This is a genomic window from Chitinivibrionales bacterium (genome assembly GCA_014728215.1).
GTDB lineage: Bacteria > Fibrobacterota > Chitinivibrionia > Chitinivibrionales > WJKA01 > WJKA01.
Map to the genome: position 1 here is coordinate 1 of WJLZ01000004.1, position 20,754 is coordinate 20,754.

At 49.3% G+C, this 20,754-nt stretch carries 16 protein-coding genes; 2 read left to right on the forward strand and 14 right to left on the reverse strand.

The genetic code is table 11. From position 1 onward, the window contains the following. The first annotated feature begins 410 nt into the window (after positions 1-410). Entirely contained in the window at positions 411-1,838 is a 1,428-nt protein-coding gene (locus tag GF401_00095; GenBank protein ID MBD3343442.1) for a hypothetical protein, read from the forward strand. A gap of 97 nt (positions 1,839-1,935) precedes the next feature. Here the strand turns inward: GF401_00095 and GF401_00100 are convergent, their stop codons facing one another. The 10 genes from GF401_00100 to GF401_00145 form a co-directional block, all read right to left on the reverse strand. After that, positions 1,936-2,619, reverse strand: a complete 684-nt coding sequence (locus GF401_00100) for a hypothetical protein (protein ID MBD3343443.1) — start codon at positions 2,617-2,619, stop codon at positions 1,936-1,938. Between the two features lie 106 nt (positions 2,620-2,725). After that, complete coding sequence (locus GF401_00105; protein ID MBD3343444.1) at positions 2,726-4,198, reverse strand: hypothetical protein; 1,473 nt, start codon at positions 4,196-4,198, stop codon at positions 2,726-2,728. A 151-nt stretch (positions 4,199-4,349) separates the two neighbouring features. Further along, positions 4,350-5,078: an antibiotic acetyltransferase gene (locus GF401_00110; GenBank protein ID MBD3343445.1), complete on the reverse strand. Its 729-nt coding sequence runs from the start codon at positions 5,076-5,078 to the stop codon at positions 4,350-4,352. A 43-nt stretch (positions 5,079-5,121) separates the two neighbouring features. Beyond that, positions 5,122-6,363 (reverse strand): 4Fe-4S dicluster domain-containing protein, encoded by a 1,242-nt coding sequence (locus tag GF401_00115; GenBank protein MBD3343446.1) that lies wholly within the window; start codon positions 6,361-6,363, stop codon positions 5,122-5,124. 33 nt (positions 6,364-6,396) lie between these two features. Next, entirely contained in the window at positions 6,397-7,764 is a 1,368-nt protein-coding gene (locus GF401_00120) for an oligosaccharide flippase family protein (protein ID MBD3343447.1), read from the reverse strand. A 27-nt stretch (positions 7,765-7,791) separates the two neighbouring features. Continuing rightward, positions 7,792-9,039, reverse strand: coding sequence for a hypothetical protein (locus GF401_00125; GenBank protein ID MBD3343448.1), 1,248 nt, complete (start codon positions 9,037-9,039; stop codon positions 7,792-7,794). Continuing rightward, complete coding sequence (locus tag GF401_00130) at positions 9,036-10,256, reverse strand: hypothetical protein (GenBank protein ID MBD3343449.1); 1,221 nt, start codon at positions 10,254-10,256, stop codon at positions 9,036-9,038. Before GF401_00130 ends, GF401_00125 begins: the two co-directional genes overlap by 4 nt. 90 nt (positions 10,257-10,346) lie before the next feature. After that, complete coding sequence (locus GF401_00135) at positions 10,347-11,303, reverse strand: glycosyltransferase (protein ID MBD3343450.1); 957 nt, start codon at positions 11,301-11,303, stop codon at positions 10,347-10,349. A gap of 3 nt (positions 11,304-11,306) precedes the next feature. After that, complete coding sequence (locus GF401_00140) at positions 11,307-12,176, reverse strand: glycosyltransferase (protein MBD3343451.1); 870 nt, start codon at positions 12,174-12,176, stop codon at positions 11,307-11,309. Between the two features lie 78 nt (positions 12,177-12,254). Next, on the reverse strand, positions 12,255-13,286 hold the full coding sequence (locus GF401_00145) for a peptidoglycan bridge formation glycyltransferase FemA/FemB family protein (GenBank protein MBD3343452.1): 1,032 nt from the start codon (positions 13,284-13,286) through the stop codon (positions 12,255-12,257). A gap of 581 nt (positions 13,287-13,867) precedes the next feature. On the opposite strand from GF401_00145, the gene GF401_00150 reads away from it, so the two are divergent. After that, positions 13,868-14,320 carry a hypothetical protein gene (locus GF401_00150; protein MBD3343453.1) on the forward strand — a complete coding sequence of 151 codons (453 nt, stop codon included), beginning with the start codon at positions 13,868-13,870 and terminating at the stop codon, positions 14,318-14,320. 90 nt (positions 14,321-14,410) lie between these two features. Here the strand turns inward: GF401_00150 and GF401_00155 are convergent, their stop codons facing one another. The 4 genes from GF401_00155 to GF401_00170 all read right to left on the reverse strand — a co-directional run bounded on the left by GF401_00155 (position 14,411) and on the right by GF401_00170 (position 20,742). Continuing rightward, entirely contained in the window at positions 14,411-16,069 is a 1,659-nt protein-coding gene (locus tag GF401_00155; protein ID MBD3343454.1) for a hypothetical protein, read from the reverse strand. A 188-nt stretch (positions 16,070-16,257) separates the two neighbouring features. Further along, positions 16,258-17,790, reverse strand: a complete 1,533-nt coding sequence (locus GF401_00160; protein ID MBD3343455.1) for an oligosaccharide flippase family protein — start codon at positions 17,788-17,790, stop codon at positions 16,258-16,260. A 95-nt stretch (positions 17,791-17,885) separates the two neighbouring features. Then, positions 17,886-19,193, reverse strand: coding sequence for a hypothetical protein (locus tag GF401_00165; protein ID MBD3343456.1), 1,308 nt, complete (start codon positions 19,191-19,193; stop codon positions 17,886-17,888). Between the two features lie 112 nt (positions 19,194-19,305). Then, complete coding sequence (locus tag GF401_00170) at positions 19,306-20,742, reverse strand: hypothetical protein (protein MBD3343457.1); 1,437 nt, start codon at positions 20,740-20,742, stop codon at positions 19,306-19,308. Positions 20,743-20,754: the final 12 nt, after the last annotated feature.

Below are 20,754 nucleotides of genomic sequence, written 5' to 3' on the forward strand. Positions count from 1 at the left end.
CACGGAACATAGGGAAAGGCACGAAAGGGAAGAGAGAAAAAGAGAATGGATGAGGAAAATGAGTGGGTTTCGAATTTAGAGTTTATATATATATCGACTTCCTAATAAAGAATCTTCAATTCAGAATATTTGTTGTACACCACAATTGTAGTTTAAAATATGTTCTGTGCCGTGTGTCAAATCGAAGGAAAACCGAAGACACATGGTATGGTTAGTGGTATAACAGGGAAAACAAAGGCATTTTTGTGGGGTAGCAGGGGAAATAATGCGGAAAGTCGAATATTCAGTGAAAGCTGAAGGTGAACAGGGGGGAACAAAAAGATTTTGCATAAGATCGATTTGTTGAACATTTACAAGCATTATGCTATATTTTTTTTCGTACCATTCATTTTTCACAAAGGGGGAGGATAATGTTTTTTATCCTGGTTTTGTTTCTCTGTTCGGTTTGTAGTGGCGCGACCGTGATTGTCGGCGAAAAGAGTGCGGATTTCTCGACCATTCAGTATGCGGTGAATCAGATGGGAGCGGGAGATACGGTGTTTGTGAAGGAAGGGTACTATGATGAACGGGTCCAGTGTACAAAGAATTCATCAACGGATCCCATGGTGATTATTGGTGAAGATTCTTCGGGTACGATTATTACCGGCGGGTTTTCTGTTGAAGGGTCCGGATATTACATAAAGAATTTTACCATTACCAAAGGCAATGTGGAATTTGAAGCGGGCGCCGACCGCAATAGAGTGGAAAGCTGTTTTTTAGACCGGGTTGACGGCACTGCGCTCTATTTCAGGAGCGGCAGTTCCCATAATACGTTCGGAAAGGGCAAAATTTACAAACCGGGTAATAAGGGATGTGAGCTGTTTGGGTCCTACAATACCCTCGAATACAGCACGATCCAGGGGCCTACCGGTCAGGACGGACGTTCGGATTCGGACGCTATCCGGAGCAACGGCGGTGATCATAATGTTATCCGGGGAAACCATATCTTTCATATCTATCAGGTGGGCAACAGTCACGCCGACATTCTTCAATTCTGGATGGGATTTACTCATCTGACTATCGAAGACAACATTCTGGGGTCCTGGGATCCCGAGGGGCGGTACGATCCGGGAAATGCCCATATCATGATGGCCTGTATTGAAGGCGAGCCGGAAGTCGATACGCTGATTATCAGAAGAAATATCATTTTAGGTGGAAGCGTACGGTCGTTCAATGTCAACAACGGCCAGGCGGACCGGGATACCCGGTTACGCAACGTGTTTATCTATAACAATCTCTTCTATACACGAGGGTATGCCGAACTCGAGTATATGGTCAACCTTGAAGTCAAGAACAATATCTTTTACTGCACGAATGATATCAACGAACGGCCGGGTTACCGGTTGAGGGGGAATGTTGACGAAGATGTCAATTACAACTGTATCTATCCGGCGGGGCATGATGAACCCGACGGTATCCGCCGGGACCCGTTGTTTGTCGACGACAATCTGTATCGGGGAGATTTTCATCTGACTGCCGAAAGTCCCTGTATCGACGCCGGGACCCGGGTCGGTCTGGAGGAAGATATGGAAGGCGCCGGTATCGTCAATAAGCCGGATATCGGTCCCTATGAGTTTGTCAGCGAAGCGACCAGTGCCGATACCGATATGAGCAGCCTTCTGACAATTAAAAAGGTGACTCGTGGCCGCTCCTTTGTTGCCGGTATGGAACCACGGAACCTTATTGTGGATGCGAAAACGTACGATGTTCTGGGGCGAATGATGTATACAAAACTTCTCAATGATAAAAATATGGCCCCGCTGATAATGTATCGCATGATGACTGATATAAAAAAGTGACCGTTCACGTCCTCCATTAGCATAGCCGCAGTGGTCCCGGGATTTTGAGTAGCTGAGAACGACCCACTTTGTTCAAACCCGTCGGCCGCTGCGGTTTTTATTTGTGTAGAACATTCCCTTCCCACCCGGCAATTTTCGCTGGCGTCACCCAGAGCGCTTTGGCTTTACGGATACACAGAGCTTCGTTGCAGTGGCCTTCACGGTATGAAATCCCGATGTCTTCATCGTAGTCGGGGTGGCGGAGATAGAGGTGGTTGCCCGACCACATCATGATATTCCGCCGCGTATTGATCAGGCTCCAGTTTTCATCACTGCAATAATTCGCGCTGCAGATATCCCAGCACCAGCACCAGAGAGAAACGGTAAAGGGATTACCTTCCCGGGCAGCCAGGTCGAGGGTGGTTTCGGTCAGCTGTCTTCCATACTCGGTGGCCCAGTAGCGGACTTCGCCGATTTTGGTGTTCCCGCTCCAAGAATTTGTATTGCGGGCATAGGTGCGAATGACGGTGAGTGCATTGGGGATGATAAGCATTGACGGGTCTGTGCCGATCTGAACGGCAAAAACCGGATCGGCCGCCGCAAGCAGTTGTAGTCCCCGGGGGACCTGGCGGCCATGGTTTTCACCGATATATTGAATGATCATGTTTTTCACACTGTCGATATACCGGCCGGGAATATAATCGAATTCATCAACCGCCCGGTGGTCGATAATCATTTGCTGAGCATACGTTCCGGTACACAAAATAACCGAAATCATACAAATGATACTCCACTGTTTCATGACTTCACTCCTTTCGATCTTTTGTAACGCTTTCGAAGCCCTTTTCATCAGGGGTAACCGAATAATGCGATGATATTACTGCCGCGAGGGGGCGACAATAGGGACCCTATTCCGGTGTGCAGCAATCCCGGGGGCAGGTGATACAGTTTTCAACCGGTTTATCACAGGTGCCGTCTTTGCACCGGATAGTAAGCGATGCCCGGTAGGTATGCCAGCAGGCGTCGATAAATCGGGATTCAGAGGAATTCAACATCACACCACCGGAAAAATCTCTGATATCGGTCGAGTCGGCTGTATTGCACCGGATATGTGCCAGTTGCTGTTGTTCGGTTTGGGTATAGTTTTCGATCATCCAACGGTCCACATAGTCGAACCACGATTTGCTCCAATAGGCGGTTGCATTCAGGAGCCGCATCGACAGGGCCTGGCCGACCCAGGTATGGGAGGTACAGCAGCGGCGGTACCGTTCCGATTGGCATCCGCCAAGATAGGTCCCCGGTCTGATATGGGCCCATTGTTCCGGTGGTACATGCTCATAATCGCGGCACCAGACGCCGTCCCGTAAGCGCAGGGCTCCCCACAGGACCCGGGGGCCGTGCCAGGCGGGGACATTTTTTTTGGCAAACCCGAAAGCATCGGTTGCCGGAAGCGCGGGATCGTGGGCATAGTAGGTCTGCTGATCTTCACCGGCGCAGAATGTAAGGGATGCTATTTTTTTATCCTGAAAAATCACCCCCAAAAAGACAATAAACCATTTCCGCCCGTTTCCCTGTCCGCTGCCGCCCGGCCAGAGGCAAGTGTCCATCGTGGCAACCGAATAGTAATCGATACCGATTTGTACGAGCGGTATTAATAACTTATCGCGCAGGTACGGCGGTTCCATCAGTACCGCCAGTCCGGCATAGGATGCCAGTTGACTGGTTTCTCTGCTGTAGTTGGGAAGATTTTCCACCGGCCTGATCGCCCGGTACGCACCGCCGTCGCTTGGAAGATGGTCGAGCCAGACACGGGTAAATTTCCTGCTGAACTCGTTGATATCCGGCGCATGACGGGCTTTGATAAATCTACCCCGTTTGGTTTTGATATTATCCGGAGGATAGGAAAGGCGGGGCAGGCTGGCGAGATTGATATCTTTGAATGAAAAAAAACGCTTTATTTCACCGCCATATCCCGGACGGAATGTTTCGGGCGGCGGCGCTTTTTGCACAATGGTCAATACCGCCGCCGTGGTAAGCCAGGGCCATTTATTTCTGCTTATGGTCGACACAACACTCGCATCAGGAGAAACAGTCGCCGGAAGTTTAAGTGCCCGTGATGAATCGTAGGAGGGGGCCCGGCGGTCATAAGACTGTTTCCGGGGAACCGGATTGACAACCGAACCATTGGTCCCGCCAATCGACTCCGGGGTTATCCGCACAATCGTAACCGGCCCCACCACCCAGTAATCACCGTTAATAAAGGTCCCGGTCTCGTATTCCCGGTCAAAATACCAGGTAATACCATACTGACTGACCCTGGATACCTTCTGCGCATACAAAACACCGGCAAAAAGTACCACCAGCATGAAGGTCCGTACCATAACGACTCCCTTCGTATCCGTGTTATCCACGTTCTATTGTGGACAAGATTGATCGCAAATCTGACATGACAATAAAAGCAAGAGCAAAACCCTCCTCAGGTCCCTGGAACAGGCATATCTGTAAAGGACCTGCTGCAGATACATGCCGCCGCTAACGAGACCGGGAACCGGTGAGACCGGCTGGTCTTTCATGTTCGACAGCCATGCCGGTGCTTACGAGCCTGATCTCAGGATGCTTGCCGGCGGATTCTGACTCGTTCGCACCCACCACCTCCGCCCTCTGATACTCCTCAACATGCCCCGCCAGTTGTTCGATCGGATGTTCCCACCATTTCGATGCCAGCAGGGACTCAATTTTCTCGGGCGTAAAACGGTATCTGACCACCCGTGCGGGATTGCCGACCACGATTGCATAGGGAGGGATATCTTTACTGACAATAGCGCCTGCGGCAATAACGGCGCCATTACCGATTTTTCTTACATTCGCCATGATGATGGCACTATGACCGATCCAAACATCATTCTGGATTTCCAAGGGGATATACTCGACGTTGTCTTCGGTGCAAAATCCCAGCCGGGGGTTGAAGAAAAAGGGGTGGGTTGAGGCGAAGGTGAGTGGATGGTCACGGTTAAGGGCCCTGATCCCTCGGGCGAGGGAGCAGTACCGTCCGATTTTTGTATGGGGATGGAAACATCCCCGGTGAAAGCAGCTGCCCAGGGAATAGAGACCGACATCGACTTTGTGGTAATGGTAAAAAATCTTTCGCAGTGTTCCGGAAAAAGCATCACCGCCTTCAAGCTTCTTTACCAGCGTGATGATTAAATCCCGGGTGCGATTATTGCATGGTTTGTACAGGGTAAATAAAACATTCGTGACCATATCGCATACCTTTTTTAAGGTTTACTCCACCGCACTATTTTTTCTAGGCCAGCAGTTCGGGTTCATTATAGTAATTTTTGTTTTTGAATTCTTTCATAATCGATGATAATCCCCGGCCCCGGTTTTTTACGATTCCGAGGGGATTGACAATTTTTTTCATGAAAAGCATCTGGTACAGGGGCATCCATGATTCCCTGCATTGCTGCGAGTAGCGGACCAGTGTTTTCTGATGGTCGGAAATATCGGCAGGAGTTATGGGGTCGGCAACGAAATAGTTGTCTTTAATTGCCCGATGAACAATGCTTTGTCCCTTCACGGTCCTGAGGGCGATAGCGCTCTTGCCGATCCGTTCCGATGCCAGTTCCTTGTGGCACCAGGGGTCCGACACCGCGATATCGGCAAACCAGGCCCAGTGGTCCCGGCAGTTTCTGCACCGGAGATAATGGTCCTGCGGAACAAGGTGGCGCAGTTCATCACCAATTACCGTGTTGTTGATATATTCCAGCAGCGGTCTCCGCAGCAGGACATTGTTGTCTTTGTCCAGGACGGTAAAACTTCCCGGCCAACCGTTGCCCCGGTAGCTGATTTTGCCGATCTTTTCGATATCGACATCATACTTTGCCAGATAGGAGCGGGTACTGGTCCGGGATGCTGTTCCCAGGCAGATGAAGCCGATTTTAAGGATGATATTTTCCCGCAGTTCAGGATAGTATTTCTGCAGATTAACCAGCCCTTCGATCTGGCAGGGGGTGCCGACAAAAACATATCTGCCCTTTTTTCCGATAACGTCTTTCAGCGCAACGCAGTTTGAGACAGGAGCATACCGAGAGCCCCGGGCATCGAGCAACTCCTCCCGGGTAAGGGCCAGAAACGATTCGTTGTGGAGGGGATCCGCTTGAGAGGTGCGGGCGACAATCGCGCCGTCACATTCCTTCTGGTCCATGAGATACAGAATGATCCCGGTGACAAATCCCCCCGATGCGGCATCGAAGCGTATGGTATCGTTGGTGGAATGAATAAGAAGGCATTCCGAATTCTGCTCAAGTGAATCGCCGTCAAAGTGCGGGGTTATACCTTTGAGCAAAAAGGCGCCGGGACAAACCCGCAGACATCTGCCGCAATGGGTGCATGACTCAGGATTGAGCCGGGCATAGTTATAGCGTTTCCCCTGAATCAGGGTTATACAGTTTTTCGGGCAGACAACGCTGCACGCTCCGCACCCGTTACAGAGTTTACGGTCGATAATGTGCGCGACAGTGGCTGAATGAGTGTTTTTTTTAATCATGGTACTTCCCTGGTTAAGGTTTTTGGAGATACACTAAATTACCCGAAAAAAGTAGACACTGATATTTATTGAAAAGTAGAGAATGAGAAAGATCAGCGATACAAAGACGCCGGATGAATAGGAGAGGAGCTGAGAGCGTATTTGTATGTTGAGATTGGTTTTTACTTTGTACATTATGAATACCAGGCCGGTAAAGGCGGCCAGCAGTGATGAGACCGCCGCGCCGGTGATCCCGTATTTGATAACCATCGGGAATATGACGATGAGCAGAATAAGGAGCCTGAAAATCGTGGCGATCCGGGTGGTTTGCGGTTTGCCGGTAGAAAAGAAGAGCACGTTTGATGTTGCCCCGAGTACCTGCATGAGAAGGGCGCCGCAGAAAATCCTGAACACGGTGGCGGCGGACACATAGGTGGGGCCATACACAAGCCGCAGAATATGGGGCGCTCCGATGGCCATTCCCGTGATCAGGGGTACAAAGAAAATAGAGAGGCCTTTCAGTATTTTCAGGTATTCCCGGGCCAGGGCCTGGGTATCCCCCTGGATTGAGGAAAAACGGGGCATGAGAAGATGAGAGACAATTGTCTTATAGGCCCGCAAGGGAAAATAGACCAGTTTCTTGGCTAAGTTATAAATACCAAGCTGAGCGATATCGACAAATTTTGCCAGAACGAACGTATCGGTCCTGAGAAAGAAAAATGCCAGGATTGGAAGGCCCAGGATCCCTTTGGAATAGTTGATAATTTCTTTGAAACTCTCTTTATCGATTTTCGGGGAGGGCAAGTAGGGGCAGGCCATATAGGAAATGATACACCGGACCGCATTTTCCGATGCAAAGCCGATTGCCAGCGCCCAGACACTGCGGAGATAGATACCCAGGACAATCGACAGCAGGACGCTTATGGCCCCGCCGGCATGGAAAACCAGCGCCCATTTCCGATAATTCATCTTCTTTAAGGCCGAATAGGCATAGGGGCTCATAGAACAGAGGAAAATGATATTCAGGAATGCAATCCGTGAAAGGGGGATCAATTGACGGGAATTATAAAAATCGCTTATAACGGGAATGATAAAAAACGCCGCCACGTAGAGGATTATGCCCCGTATAAAATTGATACAGAAGGCGGTGTTCAGAAAAGCCCGTTCATTGCCCTTTTTATTGTGAATGATCGATTCCTTTATTCCCATCTGGGTTAAGGAGTCGAAGAGTATATCGACCGACATGACGATCGCCATGATACCGAAAGCCGCCGGATCCAAAAGACGTGCCAGGATGATATTCCGGATAAAACGGAGACCGTCCTCGATTCCTGCACCAATGGTCAGATACATGCCGCCCTTGGCCATCTTTCCCCTGGCGCCTTTACTTTTGAAATAGGCGAATAACCGATTAAATTTCATGCAATACTGTCCTGTCCAATGGCGTTGTCAGAGTGCAGAATACACATTTAAAACTTTTTCTTTTATCCGGGGCATCGTCGACGCCAAACGGGCCTGAAAATCGTCTTTGTGTGAATGTAATGATATGATCGATTCGATTATTTGTTCACCGGTATTGCGTTTTAAATCGATAACCAGATCTTCCATGGATATGCTCCGGTAGACTCCCTTGAACTTGTCGCTGTAGGCCAGGCCCACCGCGGGGATCTGTTGTGAAAGAGAACCGATACAGGCATGCATGCGGGAACCGATAAAAAAATCGCATTTACTGATGAAATATTTGATTTCATGCTGATCGTAATCCGGTGGTATCAGAACGGTATTCTCCCGCAGGGAAGAGGGAAGGCTGTTGTAGATATTTTCTGCAGCCTTGTAATCGTCTTCAACCGACTGGACCACGCCCATGACATGGGAAATGATCAGCATTTTATGGTTGAGTGTCGATATACTCAGCTCGATTATGCGGTGTATAAGCGACCGGTAATCATCCTTGAGCCCGAACATGTTTTTTCCGGTATACCCGCCGATAAAAAGAAGTCCGCTTATATTCAAACCGATACAGGGACCATGTTCGGGAAGGGGCGGTATGGCAGGGGGTTTGTGCATTTCGAGAATAAAGGCCATGTCATTACAGAAAGTAAATTTATTTTCGACATGGTCTTCGGGAAATACGCTCCGCAGCCAGGTATAGCCGATCATGTCTCTGACAAAGACCCTGGATGATCGTTTAAGGATGAATTTTCCCAGGTACCGGGCAAAAATGCCGGAAAAGGGGCCGATTGTCTGGGGCGCCAGAATAAGCTTTTTGTTGTACAAAAGCGCCGGCAGTTGCGGAGCGGCAATATAGATCAATCGTTTGATACCGTAGATATCGCTGAAACTGTCGCCACCGGCAAGGGAAACAACAAAATCGGCTTCGTGAAGGGCGCTGGCGACAGCTCCTTTGGGGGGTCGTTTGGTATGAAACAGTAACCGGTCCAATATTGCCCGGGCGGTTACGCGGATCAGGTTGTTGCGCAAAGCGAGGTTTTTTGACAGGCGAAGATGGATAAGGGGGACGGTCCGGGTCTTTCCCGACAGGGCGATTGAGTGGCACGCATCGCTGTCTTCATAATCCATGACCGTTATTTCGATGTCCGGCCGGGCATGGTCGAGACACTGGATACAACTGGTTGTCAGTGCCCGTATGCCCATGTTGCGGGCCTGAAGACTGCCGCCTGTTATAACCGCTTTCACCGGCTAACCTCCTGAACAGTTTCGGGGGGATAATCGAGCGTAAGGAGCCGGGAATAGAGCGATGATATTACCGCCAGAAGAAAATACCAGAACACGATTGTCTGGTCGAAATAGGAGACCGACAAAAAGGAGATCGTATGGGAAAAGAGTGATGCGCCCAGGAACCAGATGGTGATTTGTAACGGGAAGTCCAGGCCCTTTTCTTCGGCCAGGGCAATCATCGTACCGATGAGTATATACGCTTTAATAATCAAAACAATGAAAAGGACCATGGTGAGAAGGCCGCTGTAGACACCATAGTGGAGATACTGATTGGTCATATCTGCCTGGCCATTATCGAGGGTGTAGGGCATCCAGTCGCCCGTAAACTCGACTCCCATCAGCCACCATTCATTCAGATGCACAATCGATTGATGAATTAAATAGGAGCGGTGCCAGCCGGTACCGCCGATAATACTTCCGAGTTTTGCATAGATGTAGTATATGGGTGCGTTCATGGCGATTTGAAGGAGGACCAGTCCTGCAATGATGCTCCGACGGACCGCTTTCATACGATACCGGAAAAACCAGCAGAACATGCCGGCTACCGAAGCGATCAGGGCCACGAGAGGGCCGCTCGATGAGGTGGTTATGATTATAATGAGTGATGCGCTTATTCCGATAAGGCCAAGGAACCGGTCTTTTGCGGTGAAAAACCAGAGCGAAGCCAGCAGCGGGAACAGGGTTGCGCCGGTTGTTCCTGCAAGGATGGGATGGCGGAACGGTCCTTGGGCGCGGATTTCGCCGTACCTGACAAAGGAAATTTCAGGCACGCCCCCGAATACCGAAAACCGGTTTCGGCCGGTGGTGTTTTCCAGAAGCATCGAGACGGCCAGGGGGATGATTACCAGGGCCGCGGTCCGAAGGGCATGATGTATTTCATCGATATCACGTATTAAAAATCTGAAAAGAAAATAGAGCCCCAGAGTAGTGTATACAAATCCCAGCCGGTTAATAGTCGTATCCAGTGAATTGCGCTGCAGAGCATAGAGCATAAAATTCGATATGGTAAAAAGGAGCAGGTATTTGTCAACCCGGGTGATGTGGGAGAGCACCATTTCTTTCCGGATAAGGATCCGTATCCATCCCACGCCCAGAAGTATTCTGAAAACGTTGAAATCAAAGGGGCCGATAATCAGTTTCTGGGCAACGGTTATGTAACACGTGCCGACAAGCATAGGGATGATCACCTGCTTTCTGGGCAAGATAAGAATCAGAAAGCAGAGGAATATAAGGAATCGTACGGCAGCAGATGTCATGAGTAGTTATTATTCCTGGGGCCGGATGCCGGATATTCGCACCGGTAACCCGGCCGACCATGCCAGAATGGATGACCATTTTCTGAGGGAAACGGTAAATCTGTTTTTCAGCACAGGGAGCAGGGCAAGGATAATGGTCATCCGACAAAGCGCCACGATGAAGATTGCTGCTTTGTAAGCCTTGGCATAGAGGGGGCCATGGTACTTTTTGAAATAGATAAATCTGCTTATTTTCATCTGTATAACAGTGAACAGACCGGCTTCCACTTTGCTGCTGCTCTGCCCCCCGTAATGGATTATCTGTGCCGAAGGTATAACGTAGACGCCGAATCCCTGCTGCCGTACCCGTCTGCACAGATCGATATCTTCACTGAACATGAAGTAATCGGTGGGAAAGCCGCCGAGTGCGGCAAAGATGTCTCTGCGGATCATGAGCGCGGCCCCGCACACTGTATCGACTTCAAAGGGACCGTCGGGTTTCGGGAAAAGGGGAGGAATTCCCTTCAGGAGGCGCCTGAGATAGAGTTTCTGGAGAATCTCCAGATCGAACAGCTGATTGATAATCGTGGGAGAGGACAGAATGGAATTGAGTTGGAGAACCCCCGATCCGCCGATTAATTTACATCCCGCAATGCCTGCCCGGTCGGATGTTTTCAGAAACTGGAGCATTGTTTCGATTGAGCGGTCGTGGATTTTGGTGTCGGGATTCAGAAAGAGAAGATAGTCGCCCGATGAATGCCCGAATGCCCGGTTGTTGGCCCGGGCAAATCCGTTATTTTCGGTGTTCTGGATAAAGGTAACCGAAGGGAATGAATTGCGCAGCATCTTGCCGGTGCCGTCATAGGAAGCGTTGTCGAGAACGATTATTTCGGAGGAGTAGTTCGTGAGGTGCCGGTAAATGCTTCTGATACAATTGCGTAAGTATTCCCTCGAATTCCAGTTTATTATTATGACAGACAAATCCATGGGTTATCTGCTCCTTTTAAGAAAGGATTGGAGATGCATCAATTGAAACTTTTTCAGATACTCTCTAAATTCCTGTGTTTCCTGTATCTCCTTTTGCATGAATGAACTCAGATAGCCTTTCATCATGTAGACACAGTAGGTCGTGTTCCTGCACTGAATGGATCTGAACAGGGCACGGAGCATGAAATACCAGAAATAGCCACCCATAAAGTAGCTGACATTACCATATTTTAGTGCTGCCCGTTTGATTCCTTCACCTCCTGCCAAGCCGGTGGGTTTCAGATGGATCAGCCGGGGTGGATCGAGTTCATAGGTCCGCCATCCTTTCATCTGGGCCCGGATAATATCGACGCCGTCCCATCCCGCGCGTTTTATCAGCCCCCCGATAGCTTCAAAACATTTGCGGCGGTAAAATTTACAGGGACCACCAACAAATCCTTTGGGCAGATAGGCCTTTTTCAGATCTTTCCGACCGGGAATTTTTTCATACCGGGCGCCACCGGTGATACCCAGTGTCGGGTGGCGTTGCAATCTGTTGAGAATCAATTCTATGGTGTCGGGTTGAAAACTGAGATCCGAATCGAACTTGGCGACAATATCATAGTCGGTACACCGGATACGGTTGAATCCTTCATAAAAGGCTTCCATGACCCCGGTTCCGGGTTTCCGATACCCCCGATCGTCGAGTTGAACATAATGAATGAAATCATTTGAGAGACGATGCTTCCGGACAACTTCTTCGGTTTTATCCGTACTGCCGTCATTGACAATGATCCATTCATCGGGAAACACGGTCTGTTTTCGCATGTCGTGTATCGTTTTTTCCAAAAAATATTCTTCATTTCTGGTGGGAGTGATAACGACTAATTTCATACCGTCTCCTTATGGTTTAAAATCCCGATCATGAATCGCTAAAAGGTCCGGAACAAGGAAGTTATTGACCGGTATGCACTAGCCCATATGGCGGTAAATAACCGTACCGAACATTCTCAAAAGCAGAATAGAGGTCATTGAAAAAATTTTGTTATGCAATCCAAAAACCGTGGAGGGATATTTAATCGTTTTTCCGCTTTCGGTGTCCAGTTTGGTGTAATAGTAAGCGGCCCGCCCGGCACCCCATCCATCCTTGAATTGCATCAGACCGGTATTTTCTTCGAGTGTTTTTCCAAAGGAGAACGAAGCACTGTTGTTGTCGAGACAATGGAGTATGGATTCCCACATGATCAGATTGTTTGCCCGGGTGAATTGATATTTCCGGTCGGAGGCACCGTATTTATAGTATGCTTTATCGTTGGTGAGGAAGAATATTGATGATGCCACCGGTTTATTTTCATAATGAGCAAGAGCAATGAATCCGTGGTTTTTGTCGAGGATATGGGTATGAATATTTTTAAAGAACGAGAACGGCTGGGGAGGAAGGCCGTGGTGTTTCCGGGTCCTACAATTGAGCAGATAATAAACTTTCATGGAGTCAAGGGAGGTCTGAAATGATACCGACACACCGCTTTTCTTTGCCTTTGAAATATTTCTTCTGGTGCTGCTCCGGAGATTTCGGTAGAGGGTCTCTTTCTCTTTGGAAAGATCGAGCGTATGCTCGTAACATTTGAGCAGATGAGACGTGTCGGTAGATTGATTTTCCCATCCCCGGGTCTCGATATATTTCCATTTTTGAGATCTCCCGTGATGAATAATACGTAAAAGAAGTTCGTTCGATGAGCGATTATCTCGTGTTAAGGGAGCGCAGAAATCGGTAAAAGGAAGGCAGACACCGCGCTTGCCGGTGATAACACTGTTAATTTCCATCATGGGAATAACCGTGGTGACCTCCCAATCCCTCTTCTCAACAAAACAATAGGGCCGATACCCGTATGATTCCCGGAGTGTCCTAATCCACGGCAAGGTATGAAAGAATGAGTGCCGGGGAAAAGACTGTATTTCCCGGTCCCACCCGGAAAAGGTTAATGGATCAATAATCTCAAACATACCGCCTCCGCATTATTTCGAGTTTCGAATTTATGTATATACCTTTCCCCCGTCGGCGGTATGGGAAAAACATCCCGTTCCGTCGTTAGGAAAGTTGCAACAAATCTTTTTAGAAAAAAAGATATCAAATGCGTGCAAGAGAAAATGCCCACACGGCCCGCAATTGTTTTTATGCCCGTTACTGCAGGCCAGGAGATTTGCAGGATCTCCCTCTCGAAGATCTTGACTGCCAATAATTCTGCAAATTATATGCCAAAACACAGCAGAGAATTTGGGCAGAATGATTGAGGTTTGGGAAAGGATAAAAGGAGACGGGGGTCGAAATCGTACAATGTAAAGGTGTGGTGAGCGGCTACAATGCTTATAAATGCAAAGGCATGGGTGGCGTGGGTGTATGTGGTTGATATGAAATAAGTTACAAGTACCGAAAAAGATAATGCTCTTCGCAAAAGTGAAAAATATGAAAAAGGACTAAAATAAAACGAACATACCTGTCGAAATAATGATAAGGTTTTTTGTTGTAGCAATACTCATATATCTTCACGTAACTTCAAGGAGTATTCCCAAACCCCCGGGAACGTATGTTTATAGGTATTCGACCGAAAAGTGCCCTTTGTCTGCTACTTTTCTGCGTGGTTCTTCTTTTCCGTTGCACCAACGGGACCGAATCTAATCCCCTGGCCGCGACCGGGGCCGACAACAATCATGCTTCCGGAGTGGTGCACAGCGATACCACCCTTGTATTGTGCTGGGATGAACCTTTTGAGAATAGTTTTGAAGAACCCGTTGCTTACTACGAGGTATACTATCGGGTGCATGGTGAAACCGGCTGGCACTTTCTTCGGCAGGATATTCCTCCTCACACTCCACTGAGAGTCACCATTGTCCACGAAGAACTTGTTGAGGAAGGTCCCTTCGATTTTGCCGTCTGCGCAGTAAGCCAAAACGGCACAAGAGGAGAGATGCATTCGTCAATAGAGAGTGAGATGGGCCCTGATGGCGGCGGATGGTATGTGTGGTGGGAGAGGCGGTAACGGTGGTGAAGGGCACGGGTTGAAAGTCGAAAGTCAAATCCATTATCGTCATCAACCCTCAACTTTCAACTTCATTACGCCCTCTTCTCCTCACCGCTTAATCGGATTGGTAACCCCGGTTGCATTCTGTTCCATTTCATAGGCGCCCAGGTCCCATCCGTTGCCTGCCGGACGGGTGGTGGCGTTGATACTGGTGCTGTAGCCGGTACCCAGGGGGGCACCTTTGTCAAGGGCTGGTGATGAATGGTCGAGAGCGAGGCCATTGCCGCGGGGAGAGTTAAATCCCTCAGGGACCGAGGTCGTGTCGATAAATTCCGGCCACGCGACAATTGCGGTGGGTTCCCATTGTTGTATTTCATCTGCATCATAGCGTGATCCCCCGGTCCTGACAATATCACCACCGCCTTCACGGAAATAGAGGTTGTTCCCGTGGTGGATTAATTTGTTCTGATCATCACCTACCGGAATGGTCCGGGGACCGGCAACAACGATATTGTTGTAAAATTCGAAATCGTTACATATCGCGCTGCTGTTTTGGAGTCTGATTTCACTGCCCCAGTCGCGGGTATAATAATTATGATAGAACGTATTGTTGTACACTTTCAGGCGGAGTGAATCGGCCAGGCTTTGTGCCAGTACGAGTCCTTCATAGTAGTTGTTTGCAATGATATTCCCGTATATATCGGCTTCCTTATCCCCCGGGTCCTGTATGTAAATACCCCATTTTTTACTGTTGGTTAAGATATTATGGCGGACCGTGACCCGCTCGGGGCCTCTGAAACCCGGGGCACGGTGGACCGTAAGCAGCACGCACGCCGATTTGGCGTGGTGAATGTAATTGTATTGAACAAGGGCATCGACCACATGATTTTTAATGCCGATACCGGCGCCGGTACCGGGAGAATCGGGGTCGAGTCCGGTATTGTAGACTTCACACCCCTGTACCAGTATATTGGATGCCCTGTTGGTGGGGACATCGTTGCCGGGGTACAGATCGATACCACCCCGTGAGATATTATAGATCTTACAGTCGACAACCTCCACATTGGCAATTTTCCGGTTGCCCCATCCGCCGATAATAATGCCGTAGGCATATTCGCCCCGAGAGGATCTGCTGGAAACGTCATGAACAACACAGTTGATTATCCCTTTTGTCGCGCCGGTCAGGTCCCTGGTATTTTTCGGCCAGTTCATCCCCACCCCGGCGGCATGCTGTTTGTTGGCATCGAGTTCAAAGCCGTAGAACGTGGTTGGATGTGCAGGATCGTCGTCCATGATATTAACGACCGACCGTGAAAGTTTTCCCTCGGCGCGCAGTATTGCCCGGGAACCCTCACCCCACGAACCGCCATCATAGGTAACCCCGCCTGTTGCCTGGATTAGTGCATTACCGCCCGATGCGGTCCAGGTGTCCTGATTCCAGAATACAACCCTGTCACCCGGTTCGAGATCGGTGTCACCGCGCCATCCCGGCATACCGGGACAGAAACGCCACGGACTTCTGGGCGTGCCGGGATTCGTATCGCTCGCTCCGGGATGAGAATTCTTTACATAAAACGTGCGGCCCTCAGGAAGATTGTCGTTGGGATCGCTCCAAACCTCTTCTTCGGAATACTCCGATGAGCCGAAAACCGACGATTGGGAGGGCGTGATTTCATTTTCACCGCTGCAGGAATTTAATGTCAGAAGTGCAGCAGCAATGCCACTTACCAGAAAACACAGGGAGCCGGTTGTACGATTGCTGATCATAGGGGACTCTGCTTTCTATGATGATTTGATGAAAGGAAAATGATACTGTTCGAATGGTTGTTGATAATTCGGGCATGGAATCGAAAGGTATTAACAAAAGAGGAAATTTTCGTATGCTTTTGTTATAACATTACGATCTGGGCATGAAGATATTTACGTGGCCGGTTGGAGCGGGGGAATGGAGGAGTTTACGGGTAGGCTTTCTGCTTTTTACGAATAACCATCCCTTTTGCCACGTCAAAGATCTCGACAAGGGGCCGGATGCTTCCGTGCAGAACTATCACCGACAGCAGGTAGAGGAGAATGAATACTGTGCTTGCCATGAGGATTCGAACAGGTAAAGCAGCAGCGCTGTATGGTCGGGCAATAAAATCTACCATTTTCAGTACAAACCAGGCACCGGGGCCTGCCAGAAGGCAGGCGGCAAAATAGTGCCATATCGATTTCAGTATAAGTCGAATTCCTATATTCATGGGGCGGCCGGCGTAGAGAATGCCCGGGATTACAAGGATATAAAATGTTATGGAATAGGCGGCCGCCACGCCGATCGCGCCGTAGGGAAGGCCGATAAGGAAACCGGCAAGGGTAATTACCAGGGCAACAAGTGTCCACCGAACCCATTTATGCGGTGTTCCCAATGAAAGATGAAGCCACCCGTGGGTGCTGTAGACAAGCATGATTCCGGTCGCCGGGCTCAGGACCGAAAAAATTACGCCTGTTTTATCCCACTGAGGTCCAAGCAGAAGAAGAATAATATCTATGGCATTGAGAGTCAGCAGTCCGCTGATCAACATCCCGAAAAAGGCGAGAAGGGAAATGGCTTTGCAGTAGTAATTAATAAATCGTTTTGGTTCTTCACGGAGCCTGCTCAATGCTGCAATCGCGACACTGGTCAGGGGTGCTGTCATCTGGCTTGCGGGCATGACAAAAAGGTGATATGCCCTGTCGTAAAATCCCAGTGCCAGCGGTCCGTGGAACCGGCCGATAAGGATCTTATCGAGATTTCGTGAAAAATAGTAGACACTGAAATTAGTAAAGGTATTGATTGCAAATCTGAGCATGTGCCCGACCTCTTTTAACCCGGCGGGCACCGAGGGTCTCCAGCTGCAGGTGATCCAGGCGCCGATAAGGACGATTAAGGAGAGGCTGACCTGGCGAACAACGATTGCCCAGTAACCCAGGTTGAGCAGGGCAAAGCCGATTGCCAGCGTGATACTGACAAACATGGCAATGATTTCGATTATGGCGACTGTGCCGAATTGCATGGTCCGTTTCAAGAGCGCAAGATGCTGGGTCGAGAGGCCCGAAAATATAAATCCGCAGGCAAAGGCCATGCTTATTCCCACAAGGCGTGGTTCATCATAAAAACGGGCAAGAAGCGGCGAGAGAAGGACAAAACCACCGGCAAGGAGTATACTGACAGAACTTCCGATCCAGAATAACGTACTCACCTGTCCGTGGGACAAATGCTTTTCCTGAATAACCGCTTCGGTAAATCCGTTCAATCCTACATTATGGAGCAGATAACTGAATGCGGTTACCATGCTCACGATTCCGAAATCCCGGGGAACTAAAAGCCGCGCCAGGACAATGGTCGCAAACATGTGCAGGAACAGGGCAAAGCCCCTACTCATGATAGTCGCACCGGCGCCACGAATCGTCTTGTGCTTCAATTCGGACTTGAGCCGGTTTTCATCAAAGTAATGAGTGTTTTGTGACATGGGAAAGATGTGGTGTGCCGGAGTAGTGGAGTAGTGGTATATCGGGAAATGAGGATTTTTATCCCCTTACTCCACCGCTCCATTTTTTCTGTCGTCTACTCTGTGCATATTCTCAAATTCGCCGGACCGTGGTTTTTTATCTTTGTTTGATCGGATTCTTTCGGTTCCCCGTACTTTTCCCCGGTGCGTGTGAGGGGATGAGGATAGGGATAGGGAGAATAACCGGGTCGTCGTGTATTGGTATAAAAGTCCCGTCCTTCTTTGATATGATCGTCCATTGACGGGTTTTCGCATTTCCAGGGGTTGATAACATCGATATCGGCATCTTTGCCGTTGATTGTGTTATTCCACTCGTAAAGGGGTTCCAGGGACTGATCGGTACTCCGGCCTATCTGGTCCAGGCAGGGGTACCCGGTCTCGTCTTCATTGCCGTCAACCGGACTGGTCCCGTCACACCGGTTCCACCCATACCGGCCGCACTGATCATTGCCGGCATCCTGACAGGTGCGGTAATTAACTACGGCGATTGCATTGTCGACGGTGCCTTCCCAGCGGTTGTCGAAAATCACGCCGGTGCCCCCTCGGAGCGTTGTGCCGTACCAGAGTGGACCGTCGGAGGTAAACCTGTTGCCGTAAATCTCATAACTGAACGTTCCCCGGTCACGGGTATTGCAGGTGCCGTGACAATAGGCGCTTGCATTATGGATTGTGTTGTATCGCACCACAAATCTGCCGCCAAGATTGCCGTCGATACAATTGCCCTGATAGTTGCCTGAACGCTCCAGAAAACAGTCTTCCACATACACCGCATCGGCGGTCCCCAGTGCCAGGGGGGTTCTCCACGATGCATCCGGATTCTCGTCCCTGACACAGATAATATTCTGGCCGATCATAATGAAATCGCAGTGATCGATTACTCCATAGGTATGGCCCCGTATGTTGATACACCGGGAGGGGAGGCTGTCGAAAATGCAGTGGTCGATTCTCCAGTTTTTGGTATTGCCCCGGATCTGAATAAATCCGTGGGAATCGTTGTTTCCTTTGAAGGTAAAGCCGGTGATACGCCAGGGTTTGTTGTCGCCGCCGTGGATATTAAAGGGGGTCTGGTCCCAATCATGAGTGGTCCCATCGATAATGACGGTTTTTCCAGGGCCCGAACCCTTCACCACAACCGACTTTTCTCTGATTTCCACCGGGGTCTCCCATGTGGCTTCACCCGGCGGAACGAGTACCGTGTCGCGGTCGAAGGCGCCATTGATCGCCCGTTGTACTGAAAGAGCACCGCAGTCATTTGCCGTAATTGTTGCCGCTCGCGCCGAATGTACGATGACTGCTGAAAAAACAGCTGCAAAATAAAGACTATATTGTCGGGTAACGATATAACCTGTTCTCTTGAATTTCATACCGTTCATGTTCTCATTTCCGGTTAATAAAGAAAAAACGAAATGCCCCAACCCGGTTTATCAGCATAAAGAATTCGGGTAATCCGTCGTTAGGGTAAAAGGTGTATTACGATCATGAACTCGAAAATGTTTGCTCAGCTTTTTCCTCATTGTCGGCGGAGTAATCCTCGAAGTAGCCGTTTTCAAGTAAAAGCGTATCTTCGGTTTCGGCCCATGTGCCGTATAAAGGATCCATCGCGGAGACCATCAGAAACATGAACCAGAGCATGCCCAGTGTTCCACCACTGGGAATACTCGCTTCGGTAATATTACTCACAATAAAGATGAAAAAAATCGCCATCCTGAATCCACCAAGATGAACATCGTATTTGATTTCCCGTGACGACCGCCGGTAGGCATCGATAAGAATTATACCGACGACGCCTACTCCGATAAGGCCGAGATTGAGGTAGGTTTCGATATAGCCGTTGTGGGCCTGTTTTGGAAGCCACCAGTATTTTTCCCAGAAAAATTCAATGCGCTCGCCGAGCCAGAAATTGCCGAATCCATAGCCGATGAACCGATTGTTCGGGAATGAGAGGGTCTCGTCCCACAGAACAGTTCTTCCGGTGAGTGTCATGTCCCGTCCAAGAAAAGAAACGAGCAGCGTTTTCAGATCAAACATCATTTGTCCCGCAAGAAAGAGGAGAAGCATGGTTGCTATATACGCGCCGATGAATCCGGTATGATTGGCGATAAGAGGAACTTTCATCACTAAAATAATGGCCACACCAAGAAACAGGCATACAAGCGAGGTGGCACTCTGGGTAATGACCAGGAGCCAGAAAGAGATAAGCGCAAGGAGCCCGAAGGCGAAGAGTTCCCGCTTTCGCTTCCGTCCCGGAGGATCGTTCAGGACCGCAAGAAACTCCCAGAAAAAATAGAGGCAGCAGATCATGCTCAGTATACCCAGACTGTTTTTCTGCGTTGTGACCCCATGATAATCGGTCGTGCCGCTCGGCCCCCATCCTCTTCCCAGTTGAGGAAAATACTTGATAAATACCAAGGAGAGGGGGATGAGAAGGTATCCGCACCACCGGATCATCGCCTTGATTGCCGCAAAAGGATCGGTTTCCGAAAGAACGATTAAAATCATGAGCAATGAACCCCCTACCTTGACAAACCGTTTGAGCGCAACAACCGGAAACTCCGCCCAGACAATGCTTGCAAAGGCAAAGGCATAAAAGAGAAGGGGCGGCCAGTTCCTTTTGAGAAGGTTGAATATCCTTCCGGAGCGAAACATGACTATTATCAATCCAAACAGAATGAGAAGGAGATAGATGTTGCGGTCTAACGAACTTCCTTCAGACAAGGCGGTGGCATAGTCCAGAACTTCATCGCCGGCCGACTGGGGGTGAATCCACCGGGAAACTTCCCGGGAGGCGATTATCAGAAACCAGAGTTGCGGCACAATCATTTGCCACGACAACTCCTCGCCCCGAAGCTTCTCGCCGTGGAAAAGCCAGGTGATAAAGAGAAGAACTATGAGTAACGCTAACGTTGGCGCCATGGTGTTACACAG